The 18,205-nt window shown below is 67.3% G+C and carries 16 protein-coding genes; 8 read left to right on the top strand and 8 right to left on the bottom strand.

Annotated elements, in window-relative coordinates:
• Window positions 1-26: 26 nt before the first annotated feature.
• Window positions 27-2,129 carry a phosphate acetyltransferase gene (gene pta / locus ACJJV6_RS03880; protein ID WP_354175906.1) on the bottom strand — a complete coding sequence of 701 codons (2,103 nt, stop codon included), beginning with the start codon at window positions 2,127-2,129 and terminating at the stop codon, window positions 27-29.
• Between the two features lie 166 nt (window positions 2,130-2,295).
• Here pta and ACJJV6_RS03885 point away from each other — a divergent pair, with 166 nt between their 5' ends.
• The 5 genes from ACJJV6_RS03885 (at window position 2,296) to ACJJV6_RS03905 (ending at window position 6,404) form a co-directional block, all read left to right on the top strand.
• The gene (locus ACJJV6_RS03885; protein WP_009356632.1) at window positions 2,296-2,763 is read left to right on the top strand and encodes a hotdog fold thioesterase; all 468 of its coding nucleotides are present in this window, start codon (window positions 2,296-2,298) and stop codon (window positions 2,761-2,763) included.
• Window positions 2,764-2,769: 6 nt separating this feature from the next.
• Window positions 2,770-4,131 (top strand): phenylacetate--CoA ligase PaaK, encoded by a 1,362-nt coding sequence (gene paaK, locus ACJJV6_RS03890; protein WP_354175908.1) that lies wholly within the window; start codon window positions 2,770-2,772, stop codon window positions 4,129-4,131.
• Between the two features lie 75 nt (window positions 4,132-4,206).
• Window positions 4,207-4,839, top strand: a complete 633-nt coding sequence (locus ACJJV6_RS03895) for a TetR/AcrR family transcriptional regulator (RefSeq protein WP_009356633.1) — start codon at window positions 4,207-4,209, stop codon at window positions 4,837-4,839.
• 113 nt (window positions 4,840-4,952) lie between these two features.
• A complete protein-coding gene (locus ACJJV6_RS03900; protein WP_009356634.1) occupies window positions 4,953-6,086 on the top strand; it encodes a S1C family serine protease in 1,134 nt (377 codons plus the stop codon).
• Between the two features lie 12 nt (window positions 6,087-6,098).
• Window positions 6,099-6,404: a hypothetical protein gene (locus ACJJV6_RS03905; RefSeq protein WP_009356635.1), complete on the top strand. Its 306-nt coding sequence runs from the start codon at window positions 6,099-6,101 to the stop codon at window positions 6,402-6,404.
• Window positions 6,405-6,479: 75 nt separating this feature from the next.
• Here ACJJV6_RS03905 and ACJJV6_RS03910 read toward each other — a convergent pair whose 3' ends face one another.
• On the bottom strand, window positions 6,480-6,887 hold the full coding sequence (locus ACJJV6_RS03910) for a VOC family protein (protein WP_052014008.1): 408 nt from the start codon (window positions 6,885-6,887) through the stop codon (window positions 6,480-6,482).
• Window positions 6,888-7,007: 120 nt separating this feature from the next.
• The gene (gene paaZ / locus ACJJV6_RS03915) at window positions 7,008-9,119 is read right to left on the bottom strand and encodes a phenylacetic acid degradation bifunctional protein PaaZ (RefSeq protein ID WP_009356637.1); all 2,112 of its coding nucleotides are present in this window, start codon (window positions 9,117-9,119) and stop codon (window positions 7,008-7,010) included.
• A gap of 118 nt (window positions 9,120-9,237) precedes the next feature.
• Between paaZ and ACJJV6_RS03920 the strand changes: the two genes are divergently transcribed.
• Window positions 9,238-9,690 (top strand): PaaI family thioesterase, encoded by a 453-nt coding sequence (locus tag ACJJV6_RS03920; RefSeq protein ID WP_009356638.1) that lies wholly within the window; start codon window positions 9,238-9,240, stop codon window positions 9,688-9,690.
• A 104-nt stretch (window positions 9,691-9,794) separates the two neighbouring features.
• A complete protein-coding gene (locus tag ACJJV6_RS03925) occupies window positions 9,795-10,487 on the top strand; it encodes a DUF4397 domain-containing protein (protein ID WP_354175910.1) in 693 nt (230 codons plus the stop codon).
• Here ACJJV6_RS03925 and ACJJV6_RS03930 read toward each other — a convergent pair whose 3' ends face one another.
• Window positions 10,488-12,641 (bottom strand): S1 family peptidase, encoded by a 2,154-nt coding sequence (locus ACJJV6_RS03930; RefSeq protein ID WP_009356640.1) that lies wholly within the window; start codon window positions 12,639-12,641, stop codon window positions 10,488-10,490. It abuts the gene before it with no gap.
• Window positions 12,638-13,336: a tyrosine-protein phosphatase gene (locus ACJJV6_RS03935; protein WP_009356641.1), complete on the bottom strand. Its 699-nt coding sequence runs from the start codon at window positions 13,334-13,336 to the stop codon at window positions 12,638-12,640. The genes ACJJV6_RS03930 and ACJJV6_RS03935 overlap by 4 nt, the downstream gene beginning before the upstream one ends.
• A gap of 174 nt (window positions 13,337-13,510) precedes the next feature.
• Between ACJJV6_RS03935 and ACJJV6_RS03940 the strand changes: the two genes are divergently transcribed.
• Window positions 13,511-14,416, top strand: coding sequence for an SGNH/GDSL hydrolase family protein (locus ACJJV6_RS03940; protein WP_009356642.1), 906 nt, complete (start codon window positions 13,511-13,513; stop codon window positions 14,414-14,416).
• A gap of 55 nt (window positions 14,417-14,471) precedes the next feature.
• On the opposite strand, the gene ACJJV6_RS03945 is transcribed toward ACJJV6_RS03940, so the two are convergent.
• From ACJJV6_RS03945 to ACJJV6_RS03955, 3 genes are all read right to left on the bottom strand, one after another.
• Entirely contained in the window at window positions 14,472-15,443 is a 972-nt protein-coding gene (locus ACJJV6_RS03945; RefSeq protein WP_354175913.1) for a formylglycine-generating enzyme family protein, read from the bottom strand.
• A 135-nt stretch (window positions 15,444-15,578) separates the two neighbouring features.
• Window positions 15,579-17,087 carry a sulfatase gene (locus ACJJV6_RS03950; RefSeq protein WP_035751882.1) on the bottom strand — a complete coding sequence of 503 codons (1,509 nt, stop codon included), beginning with the start codon at window positions 17,085-17,087 and terminating at the stop codon, window positions 15,579-15,581.
• 19 nt (window positions 17,088-17,106) lie between these two features.
• Window positions 17,107-18,204, bottom strand: a complete 1,098-nt coding sequence (locus ACJJV6_RS03955) for a LacI family DNA-binding transcriptional regulator (protein WP_133349029.1) — start codon at window positions 18,202-18,204, stop codon at window positions 17,107-17,109.
• Between the last annotated feature and the right edge of the window lies 1 nt (window position 18,205).

Genomic DNA, 18,205 nt, shown 5'->3' on the forward strand with positions numbered 1-18,205 from the left:
AGGCCGAAAGTGACCCCGCGTTGCTGTCAATGGCTGTTGCTGACGGGGTCCTGGGCAAGCGGCGCCTGCGCCTGGATGGCGGTGATGGCCACCGTGTTCACGATGTCCTCCACGGTGCAGCCGCGGGAGAGGTCGTTGACCGGCTTCCGCAGCCCCTGCAGGACCGGCCCGACGGCGACGGCCCCGGAGCTCTGCTGCACCGCCTTGTACGTGTTGTTGCCGGTGTTGAGGTCCGGGAAAATGAACACGGTAGCCTGCCCGGCCACGGAGGAGCCAGGCATCTTGGACTCGGCGATCGAGGCGTCCACGGCGGCGTCGTACTGGATGGGCCCCTCGACGGCGAGGTCCGGCCTGCGCTGGCGCACCAGTTCGGTGGCCTGCCGCACCTCGTCCACCGCCTCGCCGGAGCCCGATCCGCCGGTGGAGTAGGAGAGCATCGCCACCCGGGGCTCCACCCCGAACTGCGCCGCGGTTTCCGCCGAGGCCAGCGCTATGTCCGCCAGCTGCTCCACGTTGGGGTCCGGGTTCACGGCACAGTCGCCGTACACCAGCACGCGGTCCGGCATGAGCATCAGGAACACCGAGGACACGATCTTCACACCGGGGCGCGTCTTCACGAACTCCAGCGCCGGCCGGATGGTGTGTGCCGTGGTGTGCGCCGCGCCGGACACCATGCCGTCCACCACGCCCAGCTGGACCATCATGGTGCCGAAGTAGCTCACGTCCTGCATGATCTCCAGGGCCTTGGCAAGGTCCACGCCCTTATGCGCACGGAGCTCGGCGTACTTTTCGGCGAACTTCTGGCGCAGGTCCGAGGTTGCCGGGTCCACCACGCTGATCCCTGAAAGGTCGATGCCCCGGGCCGCGGCCAGCTCACGGACGTCCGACTCCGGGCCCAGGACGGTCAGGTCGCAGACGTCGCGGCGGTGCAGGATCTCGGCGGCGCGCAGGATCCGCACATCCGTGCCCTCCGGCAGCACCACGTGCCGGCGCTGCGAACGGGCCCGCTCGATGAGGTCATGCAGGAACCGCAGCGGGGTCATCCGTTCAGGCCGCGGCAGGTGCAGGCGCTCCACCAGTTCGGTCTCGTCCACCCGGCGCGACCACAGGCCCACGGCCGAGGCCACCTTGCGCCGGTGCCCGGACCAGATCTCGCTCCGGACCTCAGAGACCCGCTTCGCGGTGGTGTAGGTGTCCTCCCGGGAGGCGAACACCGGGAAGGGCGCCTGCGCCAGGAGCGGATAGATGTTGGCATCCGGTGCCAGGCCGCCGGTGAGGATCAACGCGGATGCCACCGGGAATTCTGGCGAGAAGGACGAAGCCAGGCATGCCACCATCACGTCCGCCCGGTCCCCCGGCACGATCACCAGGGCGCCCTCATCCAGGACGTTGAGGAAGTTGCCCACGTTCATGGCCGCCACCTTGATGTCCTTAACGTCACGCTCCATGTCCGGGCGGCCGGCGATCTGGCGCACTCCGAGCGCCGTGGCCACTTCGCCGGTGGTGGGCCGCGCGATCTGCTCCAGCTCTGGCAGGACGTACACGGGACGGCCGGACGCGCCCACCTTCACCTCCGCGGCAATGGCGTCCACCAGGTCCGGGTCCGCGCGGTTCACCAGGATGGCCAGCAGCGCGCACTTTTCCGCGGACAGCTCCTTCCGGGCAACCTCGACGGCGGCCGCCGCCTCCGCCACGGTCCGCCCCTTGGCGCCCACCACGGCCACCACCGGGGCGGCAAGGTTGTTGGCCAGGCGGGCGTTGAGGTCGAACTCGACGGCGGCGTCCTGGCCTGTGAGGTCCGTTCCCTCCACGATCACCACGTCGCAGTGCCGCGAGATGTCGGCGAAGATCTCCACGCACCGTGAGTCGATCTCCTCGCGGTTGCCCTCAGCCAGCAGGCTGCGGACTTCCTGGAACGTCAGGCCGCCGCGGCAGCGCTCGTCCTCCAGCGCGAACCGGGACTTCATCAGGGCCACCATGGGATCGTCCGCGGCGGAAGGGCCGGTGACCACGGGCTTGAAGAAACCGATCCTGTCCGCGTGCCGGTGCAGGGTGTCCGCCAGGCCCAGGGCCACGAGGGACTTGCCCGATCCTGGAGTGGTTGCGCTGACGTAGATGCCTTTGGCCATGGTCCGCCCTTTGCTGGTCTGCTTCTGCCGGTCCCTCCATCCTTGCACCTCGCGGCCACGCACAGGGCACCCCGGCCCGCCGTCGTCCGCTCCCGCCCTTGACACCGGACCCCCTCATGGGATTACCTAATGAACATTCGGTAAATAAAGCTGGAGGCAATGACGCATGGCTGAAACAACACTTTCCGGGCCACCCCACCCCATCCTGGAAAACGACTATGCCTCCGAGTGGATGGGCATCGAGGTCCTCTCGCTCAGCGACGGCCACGCCACCATCCGGATGACCCTCCGGCAGGAAATGCTCAACGGCTTCGGCATGGCCCACGGCGGAATGATCTTCGCCTTCGGTGACACCGCCTTCGCGCTCGCCTGCAACCCGATCAACCCGGCGCCCGGCGAGGAGAACACCATTACCGTGGCCTCCGGCGTGGACATCAATTTCCTCAAGCCCGCGTTCCGCGGCCAGGTGCTGACCGCCGTCGCGGACCGCCGTTCCAGCGCCGGCCGCAGCGGCCTGTACGACATCCAGATCTTCGCCGCCGACGCGGACCAGCCCGAATCCCCCACCTCCGGCACCCCCGGCGAGCTCGTTGCAGAGTTCCGCGGACGCAGCCGCACCATCCCCAAGAAGTAGGAAACAATGACCCTGCATGCCCCCGAAACGCCCGCCGCAGCAACCGCCCAGCCGGCGGATGCCGTCCTTGACCGCGAGGAAACCATCTCCCGCGATGAACTTGAGGCCCTCCAGCTCAGCCGCCTGCAGCATACCGTCGCCTACGCCTACGAGCGGGTACCGCTCTACAAGCGCAAGTTCGACGACGCCGGAATCCACCCGTCAGACCTCCGTGAACTCGCCGACCTGGGCAACTTCCCCTTCACCACCAAGGAGGACCTGCGCCAGGAGTACCCGTTCGGGATGTTCGCCGTGCCGCAGCACGAGGTGGCCCGCGTGCACGCCAGCTCCGGTACCACCGGCCGGCCCACCGTGGTGGGCTACACCAAGCAGGACCTGGCCGACTGGGCCAAGCTGGTGGCCCGCTGCTTCCGCGCCTCCGGCATCCGCCCCGGCATGAAGGTCCACAACGCCTACGGCTACGGCCTGTTCACCGGCGGCCTGGGCGCGCACGCCGGCGCCGAGGCGCTGGGCTGCACCGTCATCCCCATGTCCGGCGGCCAGACCGAACGGCAGATCCAGCTCATCCAGGACTTCAAGCCGGACGCCATCCTCTGCACCCCCACCTACCTGCTGACCATCGCCGACGCCATGGCGCACATGGGCATCGACCCCACCTCCACGTCCCTGAAGTACGCCGTGCTCGGCGCCGAGCCGTGGACCCAGGAGATGCGGCACGAACTCGAAGTCACCATGGACATCAAGGCCTGCGACATCTACGGCCTGTCCGAAGTGATGGGCCCGGGCGTGGCCGGCGAGGCCGTGGAGACCCAGGACGGAAGCCACATCTGGGAGGACCACTTCCGCCCGGAGATCATCGACCCCTTTAATCCCGTCCCCGGCAAGGAGAACGTGCTGGGCGACGGCGAGCACGGCGAACTGGTCTTCACCTCGCTCACCAAGGAGGCGCTGCCCATCATCCGGTACCGCACGAAGGACCTCACCCGCCTCCTGCCCGGCACCGCCCGCCCCGCGCACCGCCGGATGGGACGCATCACCGGCCGCAGCGACGACATGATCATCCTCCGCGGCGTGAACCTCTTCCCGTCCCAGATCGAAGAGATCGCGCTGCGCATCCCCGAGCTCAGCCCGCACTTCCAGCTCGAGCTCACCCGGCCCGAGGGGCAGCGGATGGACCAGCTGACCGTGAAGATCGAGCGGCGGGACAACGTCACCACCGAGCAGAGTACGACGGCGGCACGCACCTTGAAGGAGCAGATCAAGATCCACGTGGGTTCTTCCTGCACGGTGGCCGTAGTGGAGCCGGGCTCGCTGGAGCGGTCCAACGGCAAGCTCCGCCGCATCTACGACCTGCGCCCGAAGGGATAGCAACACTGGCGGTGCCGGGCCGGCCGGCCCGTGGCCTGCCCGGACCAACCGACCGTTCGTGAGAAACTAGCACCTATGCCCAGCCAGACAACCAGCACCGCCGACACCTCCAGCCCCGCCGGCACCAAACGCGGCCGGCCCGGCTACGACCAGCAGTCAGTGCTGCGCATCGCCGTGGATGTCTTCAACCGGCACGGCTACGACGCGACCTCCATGGGCATCCTGGCCGAGAACCTGGGCATCTCGAAGTCGGCTATCTACCACCACGTGCCGTCCAAGGGCGACCTCCTCAAGCTCGCCCTGGACCACGCCCTGGGCGGACTGGAGTCGATCCTCGAGGAGCCGGAAGCGACATCCGGCGCGGCCGACGCGCGGCTGGAATTCGTCCTGCGCCAGACCGTGGCCGTACTGGTGGACCGGCTGCCGTTCGTGACGCTGCTGCTGCGCCTGCGCGGCAACACCGAGATTGAGCGGGACGCGCTGGAACGGCGGCGCACCTTCGACCACAAGGTGGCGGCCCTTATTTCAGCGGCCCGGGACGAAGGCTCGCTCCGCACCGACATCGACCCCCGGACCGTCACCCGCCTCCTGTTCGGCATGATTAACTCCATCGTGGAGTGGTACAAGCCCGGCGGTTCGCTGTCGCCGGAGCGCCTGGCCGACGACGTCATCACCATGGCGTTCGACGGGCTGCACGGCCACTCCTAGCCGGCCTCGCACTCCTCCCGCAGTGAGGACGGGGAAATACTAAGCGTGCTTGGTATTTCCGTTGCTCCCCGGCTACGGTGGTAGAAAGCCGCCGTCCGCAGGGGAGGTAGTCAATGAGCCCGGCCATCCATCCGGAGCCCCGCCACCGGGGCCCGGGCACTCCAGGGCGTCCCGGCCCGCTCAGGACCGCCGCCGCCGCACTCGCCCTGAGTGCCGCCGTCGTGCTTTCCGCCTGCACAGGAGGCTCGCCTCCTCCCCCGGCGCCAACCGCCGACTCCGTGAACACTCCGGCGGCCAGCCCGGCCGGTTCCGCGCCCGCTCCCGCCGGGGCGGACGCGGCGGGCGGCATCCCGCAGCTCGTCGAGAATTTGGCGCCGTCGGTGGTGACTATCTTCACCGAGGGCGGACTGGGCAGCGGCGTGGTGTACTCCGAGGACGGCCTGGTCCTGACCAACGAGCACGTGATCCGCGGCAATACGAGGGTTGAGGTGGCCTTCGCGGACGGCCAGCGGGTGGAGGGCACCGTCCGGGCCACGGACCCCGTCACAGACTTGGCGCTGGTCCAGGCGGACCGCACGGGCCTGCCCAAGCCGGTGTACCAGACCACGCTGCCCAAGGTGGGCGAGGGCGCCGTAGTGCTCGGCTCTCCGCTCGGCTTCGAGAACACCGCCACCGCCGGCATCATCTCCGGGCTCCACCGCTCGATTCCCGGGTCCGCGTCCAACAGCCTGTCCCTGGTGGACCTGATCCAGACGGATGCCCCCATCAGCCCCGGCAACTCCGGTGGCGCCGTGATCAACATGCGCGGCGAAATCATCGGCATCAGCGAGGCCTACATCCCGCCGTCCGCAGGCGCCGTGGCCCTCGGTTTCGCCATCCCTGCCGCCACCGCCGTGGAAGTGGCCGAGGAACTCCTGGCTGACGGCACCGCCGAACACGCCTACGTGGGCCTCACCCCCGGCGAGCTGACGGCACAGATCGCCGAGCAGCTGGGCATCGAGCAGGTCTCCGGCGTGCTGGTGCTGGCCGTGTCCGAGGACGGCCCGGCCGGACGCGCCGGGATCCGACCCGGGGATGTCCTGGAGTCGATGGAGGGCGTGGAACTGACCGCGCCGGAGAAGCTCCTGTCCGAACTGCGCGGCCGCAATCCGGGCGACACCGTGAATTTCTCCGTCAAGCGCGGCGACGAGACCCGGGACGTCAAGGTGGACCTCGCCGAACGTCCCAGAGATAGCACCACCCGATAGGAAGGAATGGAAATGAGCAACTCCAAAGAAGAACCCGAGGCAGGCTTCATCGTTCCCGACCCCTCGAAGGTCCGTGAGGACATTCCCGGCGACGCCGGCGACGAGGCGAACGTGATCCGCTTCAGCGAGGAGCAGGCGCTCATCGAGGAGCAGTCCCACGGGATCCGCCCGGACACGTACAGCGTTCCCTCCGGCGGCCCCACCATGGAGGAGGCCCGCGGCAACATGGACCTCTCCGACCAGAGCGAAAGCGGGCACGGCACGGGCCGGGAGGACGACAGCAGCGACGACGCCCTGCACGGCGGCGCCGAGTCCTGACGTTTCGGCCGCACATGTAGGGTTCGACAGGCTCAACCACCCGGTGGTTGAGCCTGTCGAAACCCTGCTGTTGTTTTAGAGCTGGTACTCCATCCTGTTGCCCAGGTTCTCGTGGACGCAGAGGATGTTGTGCTCGGTGTCCATGAACCAGGCGCTCTTCTCCGAGCCCGTGGTGCAGATGTGGTTCTCGGTCTTCAGGTTGGGCAGGTCGTAGTCCTGGAACTGCACGCCCATGGACTCCATCTCGCGGACTGTCTGCTCGATGTCCGTGACCTCGAAGCTGAGGGCCGTGTGTTCTGAGTGCTTGCCGTCCCTGACCGGCATCAGCTGCAGCATGGCGCCGCCGTCAATGCCGAGTATTTCGCTTCCATCGTCTGTCATACCGCGGTGCGGGAGTCCAAGTTTCTCGGTGTAGAAACTGTGGGCGCGGGCTGCATCATCGACTGGCAGGATGGTTGTGGCTGATTTCATTCTTAGGGTCATGTGGCCACCTCCTACGGGCAGAATTTTACGCCCCCACCCCAATAAAAGCCCTCGATGCGCTATCACTTATGGTCCCCAAACGGGCTAATTGGGGACCACAAGTGATAGAGCAACCGGGGGTTACTTTTCGACGAGGGTGAGGACGTCGTAGGTGGCCACGATCTCGTCGTTCTGGTTGGTCAGGACAGCGTCCCAGGCCACCTCGCCGTACTCGTCGGTCTCGCGCGGGGTGATCTTCTTGGCGGTGAGGGTGACCCGGATGGAGTCGCCGGCCGCCACCGGGGTGATGAAGCGCAGGTTCTCCAGGCCGTAGTTGGCCAGCACCGGACCCGGGGCGGGCTCCACGAACAGTCCCGCGGCCCAGCTGAGCAGCAGGTAGCCGTGGGCCACGATCCCCGGGAAGAACGGGTTGGCTTCGGCGGCTTCCTGGTTGGTGTGGGCGTAGAAGGTGTCGCCGGTGCTGTTGGCGAAGGCGGTGATGTCCTCCAGGGTGACCTGCCGCAGGTCGGACCGGACGGCGTCGCCGATCCGCAGCGTCTCCAGCCGCTTCCGGAACGGGTGGGTCCCTTCGGTTTCCACCGTGAAGTTGCGGTCCGCCCCGGCATGCCAGATGCCGGTGACCGCGGTCAGCATGTTCGGTGAGCCCTGGATGGCGGTACGCTGCATGTGGTGCATTACCGACCGGATGCCGCCCAGTTCCTCGCCGCCGCCGGCACGGCCGGGTCCGCCGTGGACCAGGTGCGGCACTGGAGAGCCGTGGCCGGTGGACGACCGTGCGTCCTCGCGGTTGAGCATCAGCACGCGGCCGTGGTGCGCGGCGATGCCGGTCACCAGTTCCCGCGCCACGGCGGGATCATTGGTGCAGACAGTGGCCACCAGGGAGCCGCTGCCCCGGGCGGCGAGGCGGACGGCGTCGGCCAGGTCCTTGTAGCCGATCACCGACGAAACGGGGCCGAAGGCCTCCAGGGAGTGCAGCGCCTCCGCGTCCGCATCGTTCCAGCTGAGCACGACGGGAGACATGAAGGCGCCTTCCTCCACCACCGCGGAGGTGCCGTCGGCGGTGGTGACCGACGGCGAATCCAGCGTTCCGTACGCAAGCTCGCCGCCGGCGTCGAGCATGGCCTGCACGGCCGCACGCACGTCCTGAAGCTGCTCCACGGAGGCCAGGGCACCCATAGTGACGCCCTTGCCCCGCGGATCGCCGAGCACCACGCGCTCCTGGACCCGCTTGCCGATGGCGGACACAACGGCGGGCACCAGCGCCTCCGGGACGATGGTCCGGCGGATGGCCGTGCACTTCTGGCCCGCCTTGACGGTCATCTCGGTGACCACGGACTTCACGAAGGCATCGAATTCCGGGGTGCCCTCGACGGCGTCGGGCCCGAGGATGGCCGCGTTCAGGGAGTCGGTCTCGGACGTGAAGCGGACCCCGCCCTGGACCACCTTCGGGTGGGACTTCAGGGACAGGGCGGTGGAGGCCGAGCCAGTGAAGGAGACGTAGTCGCGGTAATCCAGCACGTCCAGCAGGCCGCGGACCGAGCCGGAGATCAGCTGCAGCGAGCCCTTGGGCAGGATGTTGGATTCCACAATGGCCTTGACCACCGCTGCGGCAACATAGCCGGTGGGGGTGGCGGGCTTGACGATGGTGGGAACCCCGGCGATGAAAGCGGGGGCGAACTTTTCGAGCATGCCCCAGACGGGGAAGTTGAAGGCGTTGATCTGGACCGCGACGCCGGGAATGCGGGTGTAGATGTGCTCGCCGGCGAAGGAGCCGTCCTTGGAGAGCACCTCCATGGGCCCGTCCACCACCACCTGTGAGTTGGGCAGCTCGCGCCGGCCCTTGGAGCCGAAGGTGAAGAGGACGCCGATGCCGCCGTCGATGTCCACCATGGAGTCGATCTTGGTGGCGCCGGTCTGGAAGGAGAAGTTGTAGAAGTGCTCGCGCCGGGCGTGCAGGTACTGCGCGAGCTCCTTGAGCTTCAGGGCGCGCTGGTGGAAGGTGAGCTTGCCCAGTTCCTCCTGGCCGGTGCTGCGGCCGTAGTCCACCACGGCCTGCAGGTCCAGCCCCTCGGTGCTCACCTTGGCCAGGACCTCCCCGGTGCTCGCATCACGGACGGGGACTGCGGAGGCCGAGGTGCCGGCGTCGGGGGTCCACCAGGCATCCTGGATGAAGCTGGGCACTGTCTCCACGGTGTCAACCGTGGCCTGGGGAGCTGTGGCTGTGGTGGTCATCGTTGACGGGTCCTTCCAACAAAGGGGCAGAAAGGCGGCCAATGATTACTGACCGTCCGTTCGGTAATATAAGAACCATACATGAATGTGCCGCCCGGCAACACCGAAGGAGACTCCCATGAGCGCCCCCGTTCCGAATTCCGCCGAGATGCAGGACCACTCCCCCACAGAGCACGAGCTGTGGAAGATCACCCTCGGCGAGCTGGACGAGAAGATGGGGGTCAAGATCGTGGAGGAGTCGGTTGAGCGCGTGGTGGCCACCATGCCGGTGGAGGGCAACAGGCAGTCGTTCGGCCTGCTGCATGGCGGCGCTTCGCTGGCCGTGGGCGAGGCGGTGGGCTCCTGGGCCGCCGTGATCCACGCCAGCACGATGGGCAAGACGGCGGTGGGCGTCGACGTGTCCGCCACGCACCACCGGTCCGCCCGGGAAGGGCTGGTCACCATCACGGCCACACCCATCCACCTGGGCGGCACGCTCACCACGCACGAGGTGCTGATCACCAACGAGATCGGCCAGCGGCTCTGCACGCTGCGCATCACCAACCTGCTGATGCGGCGGCACAAGCAGTAGCCAGGAAAAAATCTCCTGCAGTGCATCCAAAGACGGTACTTCCCGGGTATTAAGCGCGTAAGCACAAACAGCCCGGCCACCGGGCATCCTTGAAGGAGTTTGATATGCGCAAAATGGGTTACGCCGCCGGGGCACTTTCCCTGGCCGCCTCGCTGGCCTTCGCCGCCCCCGCCCAGGCCAACGGATGGCACCACGATGACGACGACGCCCTGTTGTCCGTCCTCCATGGTGTTCCCGGCCTGACGGTGGACGTGTGGGTGAACGGGAACCTCACGCTTGATAACTTCACTCCCGGCACCCTGGCCGGGCCACTCGAGCTGCCCGCCGGCGATTACCAGATCGCCGTGACTGCCGCTGACGCCACGTCCGCCGCGAACCCGGTGATCGGACCTGTGGATGTGCAGCTCGACGAGGGCGGCAACTACACGGCCGTGGCCCACCTCAGCGCCGCGGGCACCCCCACGGCCTCGCTGTTCGAAAACAGCACCAAGGGCCTCCGCAATGACCGGAAAGGCAAGCTGACGGTCAGGCACGTGGCCGCGGCTCCCGCCGTCGACGTGCTGGCGAACGGCGAACCCGTCATCCAGGGCCTCACCAACCCCAACGAAGCGGTGCTGAAGCTCAGGGCCGGCACGATTTCAGCTGCGGTAGCCGCGGCAGGAACCACAACCCCGGTGATCGGCCCGGCTGACATCACCGTTGCAGGCGGGACGAACACCATCGTCTACGCCTGGGGAAGCCTCGCCGACGGCACCCTGGGCGTTGCCGTTCAGGTGGTCGACGGCGACGGGTCGTAGTTAGGGGACCCGGCGCCGGTTCCGCCTGCGGACCAGGACTGTCAGGAGGATGCCGGCGGCAAGCGCCGCGAACGCCGCGCCTGCCGCCGGCAGGAGTGCGCTGGCGCCGGTGTAGGCGAGCCCGCCGGTGGAACCGGCGGTGTACGGGCCCGATGTATCGGCCAGGCCGGCGGGTGGTGTCCCGACCGGGGAAGGTACGACGGCGGCGCCTCCATCCGAGGGATCCGCCGGCGGGACAGCGGCCGGGTCAGCCGGGGCCGGGCTGGCGGGGACAGATCCGGTAGGCGCGGGGGCAGGCACCGTTGCTGCCGGTTCGGCCGGCACCGGAGGCGCGGGCGGCTCAGCCGGAGCCGGTGGCGCGGGCGGTTCAGCCGGCACCAGAGGCGCGGGCGGTTCAGCCGGAGCCGGAGGCGCGGGCGGTTCAGCCGGGGCACGTCCAAACTCGAAACTGCTGGTGCCGGAAACGCTGAACCCGTTGACCGTCTCGGCCGTGAACTGCAGCTTTCCGCTGCCCCCGGGGGTGCTTTCAGGAGCCGTGAAGCTCCAGTTCCCGGCGTCGTCCACCGGGACCTCGAAGGGATCTCCGCCGTCCAGGGTGATCCGGACTGTTGACCCGGCGGCCACCGCGGAGGCCGGTGCCGCCGGAACAGTGCCTGTGACCTGCTGCCCCGGTTCGAAGGTGCCCCCAGGCGCGGGGCTGGTGACGGCAGGCTTGTTGAGGAAGAGTTCCAGCTGGTAGCCGGGCAGGACAGCCAGGCCCTCGCTGAGGGTCGCGGCGATGGCCATGTTCTGGACGACGTTGCCGTTTCCATCCGGGGTGTCGCCGGCAGCGTGCGTCCCCACGGCGTAGTTGCCGCTGACGTAGGGGCCGCCGGAGTCACCTCCGCTGGACTGCACGGCGTAGGACAGGAAACCGCGGAAGGCCCGCAAGTCGGTCGGGTCCATCGCGTAGGCGTGACCGGGGACTACGAAGATCCCCACCGCGTCGATAGTGCCGCAGGACCAGAATGACGTCCGCCCCGAGCGGCACACCGGCATTCCCAGCACCGGGTCCGCGCTGCCGATGATCTTGACGTCCGGCTCGGGCTGGGAGGGGTCCCCCCAGGTGCTGGCTGCCGGCAGCGGGTCCACATCGGTGCGCAGGGACTCGATGACGGAGATGTCGGTGCCCACATTCCCTGGGTTGGTCAGAGCCGTGCCGCCCGGACCAGTGGGGGTGGCGGGGTCCAGGACCCTCGAGTTGCCCGGACCGCCGTACTGGCTGAAGCCAAAGTCGCCCAGCGGGCCGGCTGGCTCACCGAGGAACTGCAGGGTGGCGGTCCTTGCCGCACCGTCGGACGCGCAGTGTCCGGCGGAGAGGACAGCAGGCAGGCCTGCTGGGTTGAAGGCGGAGAAGCCCGTGGAGCAGATCCAGCCGGTGTCGGCAATGTAGCCGACACCCCCGGGAACGTCGGCTTCGGGAGCAAGGGAGGCACCGCCGTCGAGCTCCACGTTGGCATACTTGGCTACGAACTCGGCGGGCGACACCTTTCCACTACCGGCCGAAACGGATGCCATGCCGGTCTTCGCGGTGGACTCGGGCGTGTTGACGCCGCCGCTCCGGATCACGAATTTTCCGCCGGACGCCAGCACAGCCTGCAGCCCTTCCGGGCCGACCTCGCGCACGTAGGCCTGGAAAAGCTGTTCGGTGCTGACCGCCAGTTCCGCCCCTTCGCTTGGGGCAGTGGAAGCACCAGGATCCGCAAGCCGGGCCTCCGGTACTGGCGCCTCCAGCACCAGTTCCGGGACTGACGCCGCGAGCCCCGCCACTTGTGCCAGCAGCTCCGCGCCGGACCCGGTCACCACGATCCGGCCGTCTTCCAGCCTGATGCCCTGATAGCCCGGGACGTCGCGGAGCTGAACGGCGGCAGCAGCAGCCCGGGAACCAAGCTCACCGGCCGCGGCGAACTGCTCCTGCGTGAGTCCGAGGTCGCGCTGCACCGCTTCGGCGAGCGCCGCCTCTGAAAGGCCCTTTCCGCCGTCGGATATTTCGACGCTGGGGGCATCAGCGGCCTGGTCCCCGGCCCAGGCGGGGGCGGCGGCGTATGCGGAGGACGCCAGCATCCCGGCGACGGCGCCAAGGGACAGGAACCGGCGCAGATGGACCGGCCTCATCGGGCCACCCCCGCCCCGCACAGGGACAGCACGGCGTCGAGTTCGCCGGTGCTGAGACCGTGCCGGAGAAGGTAGCCCCGGGTGTCCAGGGCGCGGACGAACTCCACCACGGCGGCACCGCGCCGCTCGAGCAGCGGCGCCAGTTCGGCGTCGTCCAGGTAGCATTCCCGGTCATGCGGCGGACCGTGGGTCCGGTAGCGCTCATTGATGCCGCGGGCGGCGCGGCGGTAGCCCTCGGCGATGTCCTGGTCGGAGTCACCTGCCAGGTCCTGGACCATGGCGGCCACCATGCCGCTGCGGTCCCGTCCGGCGGCGCAGTGCAGGATCACGTCGCCGCGGTCCGCCCCCGCGGCGAGCGCCCGAAAGACGCCCACCAGTTTCTCCGGGAAGATGCGGGCGTTGTCCGCGTAGAAGGCGGGATCGTTCAGGTAGGGGCCGCAGATTTCGGTGAAGCGGGGGTGGCCTGGCTCCTCGGTGGGTGCCGAGAGGACTGCCATGCCGTGCCACGCGGCGTCGGACACCACAGGATCGGTGTCCCGCCGGCGCGCCTCCGCGGCATTGCGAACGTCGACGACGGTGCGGATGCCGTCGTCGAACGCCTGCTGCCAGCCGGCTTCCGTCAGCCATTCGCGGCGTCCCATCCGGTAAACGCCGCCGGCCACGTGCCACGCGTTGACGGCACCATCCCAGTCCATGGACCTGCCCGTTTTCGTCACCCGGCCAGCTAATCACACCAGTCACAGGAGACGCACGTCACGATTGGGGGAGATTTGGGGGAATTGCGGGGCCGGACCCTAATGACGGCTGCCCCCGCCAGGCGTAACGTACACCTACACGCTTGTGCCTTAGGCTGTTCAAAGGAGAACGCAATGGGAATTGCACCAGTACGACGGCGTCAATCAGCTTTTGCGGCCGGCCTTGCCACCCTGGCCATGGCCCTGGGCTTCACGGCCATCCCCGCTGACGCTGCGCCCCCGCCTAACGTCGATTATGTTGCGCTCGGCGATTCATATACCGCCGGCATTGGAGCCGGACCCTACGACGACACCGAGACGTGCATCCGGACTTCGGGCGGCTACGTGGACCTAACGGCGAAGACTGGCCGCGTCAACCTGCTCGTTAACGCCGCTTGTAGCGGTGCCGAGCTTACTGGGGGGCCAACGAGCGTAGCCTCCCAGCTCAGCGATCCAGCAACCTTGGCCGCGCTAGCGGAAGCGGAGCTGGTGAGCATCACCGCAGGTGCAAACGATCTGGGATTTGCACAAATCATCGGGATCTGCGCAACACTCAGCCCAACGGATTGCCGCAACGCCGTCAACGCGGCGACTTCAGAGGAAAGCCTCTTTGCGCTCACTTTGGCGCTGGCTGAGACATATCAGGCAATCCAGGCAGCCGCGCCGGATGCGACGATCATCGTCCTCGGTTACCCGCTGCTCTTCGATACAACCGACCCGCCTGTTGCCCTCCCCATCCCTCTAACGAGTCAGGAACTAATCAACCTCGGAACCCTGGCTATCAACGGTGCCATCGAAGACGCCGTGGACCTCGCGAACGATGAGTACGACACGAACGCCGTCTATGTTGATGTGACAAAGCGCTTTGCCGGACACGAGGTTAATTCCACGGATCCCTGGATCTTCTTCGGAACGTATCTCGATTCAAGTGGTAGGCCGCAACTGGACCCCCGCAGCTTCCATCCCAACCTCGAAGGGCACCGCGCCTACGCGTCAGCCTTGCTGGCTTCAGTAAAGCTGGGTCAACTGGTCCGGCAGTAGCCAAGACCTCATCCCCGCCGGGCGAGCCTATGCCCCTGCCCGGCGGGGATCGACGTCATTCACCGGTGTGCGCCGCCCCGGACGTCCTGCCCACGGTGCGGAACCCCGCGTTGCCCATTGACGAGTCCGGCGTGTTCGAGGACCGGGCAGAGTTCCTGTACCGGTTGCAGTAGGAGTCGTGGCACAGGTACGAGCCTCCCCGCATGACCCGGACCTGGCCGCTGTCCGGTCCGCGCGGGTCGATGGCAGGAGAAATGCGGTAGTAGCCGGGGCTCCACCAGTCGGCACACCATTCCCAGACATTCCCGATGGTCTGCCAGAGCCCATAAGCGTTCGGTTCAAAGCTGCGCACGGGTGCTGTGGTGAGGAATCCATCCTGGCAGGTGTTCTCGGCCGGAAACGGCCCCTGCCAGATGTTCATCCGCCAGGATTCGCCGGCCCGCGGCTTGGTGGTGGGCATCGGGAAAGACGCGTCACCGTGCGGGTCATCTCCCCAGGGGAACCTTGCACCATCGAGCCCGCCACGCGATGCAGCCTCCCACTGCGCTTCCGTCGGAAGAGCCCGGCCAGCCCACTGGCAGTACGCCACCGCGTCATTCCAGCTGACATGGACCACCGGGTGGTCCCCGAGCCCGTCGATACCGGAGTGGCGTCCCCCCGGATGTCGCCAGTCCGCACCCTTCACGCCCCGCCACCAGGGCGTCCCGGGCGGAGAGCCCATAATGTCTTCCTCCGGTGCCGCCACAGCAAGATGGAAGACCGCGGAGAAGCCCCAAGCCTCGGCTTCGGTGCGGTAGCCGGTCGCCTCGACGAACCGCGCAAAGTCGTTGTTCGTCACGCTCGTCGCGTCGATTGAAAATGACTCCAGGGTTACCTGGTGGACGGGCGTTTCGCCGTCGCCCCGGTTCTCGTCCCCTTGCGAGTCCCCCATCCCGAATGTCAGGGCGGGGACAATTGCCTGCTCAATCCGGTGGCGGCCTTGCCCTGCATCGGCCAGGGCAGGCTCCGGCAGGGGTTTGTCCGACATGCCCGTGAACACTGCGCGGCCTGCCGGCGCGCAACACCCGGCACCTGGGTTCTCCTCGTTCATCCTTTTCACTTTCCCACATCGCTCCCGGGCATCACCGGCTGCAGCCGGTGATGCCCGGGTAATTCTGCTGCGTCAGCTGGATGCCCGGATACCGGCGACGTATGCCTCGACCTGCGCGAAGAGTTCTGCATCATACGGCCCCCACACCGGGCGCGGGGTGTCCTCTCCGCGGTACGGTTCGTCCGCGTACCGCTTCTGGTACTCAGCGAGCTTCTGCTCCATATCGCTCTTGATCCCGGCATATGCGGGATCGTCGGCAACGTTGCGCACCTCGGTGGGGTCGTTCCGCAGGTCGTAGAGCTCCCATTCAGGCTCGAACTGCCGTTCCGACGCCCCGGGCACTCCAAGGCCGGCGCCGTAGTAGTAGATGAGCTTGTAATCCCGGGTGCGAATGCCGTAGTGGGCGGGCGCTGCGTGGATGGGATCATCGTGTTCCCAATACCGGTAGTAGGCGGCGTCGGGCCAATCCTCGATGCTCTCCCCGCGCAGCAGCGGCAGAAAACTCCGCCCCTGCGAGGTGGGGAGCTCGTTCGTTGCGTCGATGCCGCAGGCATCCAGGAACGTCGCGGCGAAGTCCACGTTGGTGATGATCGCTTCGCTGCGGCTGCCGGCTTCGATCTGGGCCGGCCAGCGGATGAGCATGGGCATCTGCAGGGATTGGTCGAACATGAGCCGCTTGTCGAACCAGCCGTGGTCCCCGAGGAAGAATCCCTGGTCGGAGGTGTAGACCACCAGCGTGTTCTCTGCGAGCCCCTTGGCCTCCAGGTGGTCGAGCATCCGCCCCACGTTGTCGTCGATTGACTGGATGCACTGAAGGTAGTCGCGCATGTAGATCTGGTATTTCCACCGCATCCGTTCTTCACGGTTTTCCTCGCCCCGCAGGTGCTCCGGCACCTCCATTTTGATGTCGTCGGCACCCATGTCGTCAGCGATGGTCATGTGCACGCCGCGTACGGCCTTGCTCCGTGACTCATAGTCGTCGAAGAAGGTCTCAGGCTCGGGAATCGTCCCGTCAGCGTAGAGGTGCTTGTGTTTCTCGTCAGGCACCCAGGGGCGGTGCGGGGCCTTGTGGTGCACCAGGAGGCAGAACGGCTCATCCTCGCCCCGCTCGTCGATCCAGTCCAGCGACAGATCGGTGACAATGTCGGTCGCGTAGCCCTTTTCGATGGTGCGGCCGGACGGATCAATCATTTCGGGGTCCATATAATCGCCCTGGCCGGGAAAGACCTTCCACGCATCGAAGCCGCGCGGCTCCGAGACTTCCTGCTCACCGAGGTGCCATTTGCCGAACAATGCCGTGCGGTAACCGTTGTTGCGCAGCACATCGATGAACGTTGGAACGCGGTAATCCATCTCCGTCCAGATGGACGACACGCCGTTGACGTGGGAGTAGGTGCCGGTAAGGATCGAAGCCCGTGACGGGGAGCAGATGGAGTTCGTGCAGAAGACGGCGTCCATCCGCATGCCACCCTCGGCGATCCGGTCGAGGTGCGGCGTCTTGTTGACCCTGCTGCCATACGCCGAAATGGCATGGGCGGCATGGTCGTCGGACATGATGAAAATGACGTTGGTGCGTGGCATGGTGCCTGCTTCCTTGCTTTTATTTCTCATCGGCTGCTGTTGCCGGCGCCGATGTCTCGGAATTCGTGGACTGCCCGGCGTCGATCACCGGTGGCAGGAGAAGGTGTTCGTGGACGGGGGACGTGCTGGTCTCGCCCATGATCAGGCGTGCGCATTCCCGGCCGGCGCCTTCAAGAGGAAGCCGCGAGTAGACCAGGTTCGGCCAGAGCCCTGTGGTGAGCGTGCCGGCGGCAAGTCCCGCCACCGTATAGCGCGGGTCCCGGCGCTGCGCCACCCGGTATACGGCCTCCACATCCGCGCCCCAGGAGCACAGAAGGGTGGTGTGCCCGGGGTCGGCTCCGTCGGTCCCGAGGGCCTGCTCCACCCGGCCGGCGAGTTCGTGCACGTACGAAGCCTGCTGGTCCGGGTTCTCCTCGAGGCGTTTGAGGTGTTCTGCCGTGATTCCGGTGGAAACCACCCGCAGTGCGACCTCGGGGCGTTGACCCAGCGCCGAGAACACGGCCTGCTCGCGGATCCTCTCCGCACGGGACACCAGATCCGGGCGAAGGTAGTAGACGGTGCGCGTCCCCCTCCGTTCAAGTTCCGCCATGAGCAGTTCGACGCCGGCCCGGTAGTCAAAATCGACCGTCGAGTATGGGCGCTCCTCTCCGAAGGCCCCGCAGTCGAGTGCCACGAAGGGGACGCTGTGCTTGGCAACGAGCTCCGCAAGCTCGCCTGGCACCTCATGGTCGTCGTGGCCCACGAAGATGAGGCCGTCGAGTTGGTAACCCCGGACCGCGGCCACCCACTGTGACGCCGGGCCCTTATGAAGGAGGGCAAGGTGAAGGCCTTGCTCGGTCAGTCCCTCGACGAGCCCCTGCACAATGGCCGCGTACCGCGGCGTGGTGACCGGTTTGTCCAGGAGCACGCCGATGGTACGGCTGGTGCCGGCCTGCAGTGATCGGGCGAGGCCGTTGGGAACGTAGCCGATGTCCCTGGCGATCTGCCGGATTTTCGCCTTCGTGGTGCCGCTCAGGGGAAGGGTGCTCTGCTCATTCAGGGCGTAGGACACCGTTGACACGGACACGCCTGCACGGCGGGCGATGTCCTTGAGCGTTGGTCGGGCTCCGGCAGTCATG

This window comes from Arthrobacter nitrophenolicus, assembly GCF_045833485.1.
Classification (GTDB): Bacteria; Actinomycetota; Actinomycetes; order Actinomycetales; family Micrococcaceae; genus Arthrobacter; species Arthrobacter nitrophenolicus.

Excerpts from the sequence above, each read along its gene's own strand:
- pta (WP_354175906.1), bottom strand. The coding sequence starts at position 2,129 with ATGGCCAAAGGCATCTACGTCAGCGCAACCACTCCAGGATCGGGCAAG.
- ACJJV6_RS03885 (WP_009356632.1), top strand. The coding sequence starts at position 2,296 with ATGGCTGAAACAACACTTTCCGGGCCACCCCACCCCATCCTGGAAAAC.
- paaK (WP_354175908.1), top strand. The coding sequence starts at position 2,770 with ATGACCCTGCATGCCCCCGAAACGCCCGCCGCAGCAACCGCCCAGCCG.
- ACJJV6_RS03895 (WP_009356633.1), top strand. The coding sequence starts at position 4,207 with ATGCCCAGCCAGACAACCAGCACCGCCGACACCTCCAGCCCCGCCGGC.
- ACJJV6_RS03900 (WP_009356634.1), top strand. The coding sequence starts at position 4,953 with ATGAGCCCGGCCATCCATCCGGAGCCCCGCCACCGGGGCCCGGGCACT.
- ACJJV6_RS03905 (WP_009356635.1), top strand. The coding sequence starts at position 6,099 with ATGAGCAACTCCAAAGAAGAACCCGAGGCAGGCTTCATCGTTCCCGAC.
- ACJJV6_RS03910 (WP_052014008.1), bottom strand. The coding sequence starts at position 6,887 with ATGACCCTAAGAATGAAATCAGCCACAACCATCCTGCCAGTCGATGAT.
- paaZ (WP_009356637.1), bottom strand. The coding sequence starts at position 9,119 with ATGACCACCACAGCCACAGCTCCCCAGGCCACGGTTGACACCGTGGAG.
- ACJJV6_RS03920 (WP_009356638.1), top strand. The coding sequence starts at position 9,238 with ATGAGCGCCCCCGTTCCGAATTCCGCCGAGATGCAGGACCACTCCCCC.
- ACJJV6_RS03925 (WP_354175910.1), top strand. The coding sequence starts at position 9,795 with ATGCGCAAAATGGGTTACGCCGCCGGGGCACTTTCCCTGGCCGCCTCG.
- ACJJV6_RS03930 (WP_009356640.1), bottom strand. The coding sequence starts at position 12,641 with ATGAGGCCGGTCCATCTGCGCCGGTTCCTGTCCCTTGGCGCCGTCGCC.
- ACJJV6_RS03935 (WP_009356641.1), bottom strand. The coding sequence starts at position 13,336 with ATGGACTGGGATGGTGCCGTCAACGCGTGGCACGTGGCCGGCGGCGTT.
- ACJJV6_RS03940 (WP_009356642.1), top strand. The coding sequence starts at position 13,511 with ATGGGAATTGCACCAGTACGACGGCGTCAATCAGCTTTTGCGGCCGGC.
- ACJJV6_RS03945 (WP_354175913.1), bottom strand. The coding sequence starts at position 15,443 with ATGTCGGACAAACCCCTGCCGGAGCCTGCCCTGGCCGATGCAGGGCAA.
- ACJJV6_RS03950 (WP_035751882.1), bottom strand. The coding sequence starts at position 17,087 with ATGCCACGCACCAACGTCATTTTCATCATGTCCGACGACCATGCCGCC.
- ACJJV6_RS03955 (WP_133349029.1), bottom strand. The coding sequence starts at position 18,204 with ATGACTGCCGGAGCCCGACCAACGCTCAAGGACATCGCCCGCCGTGCA.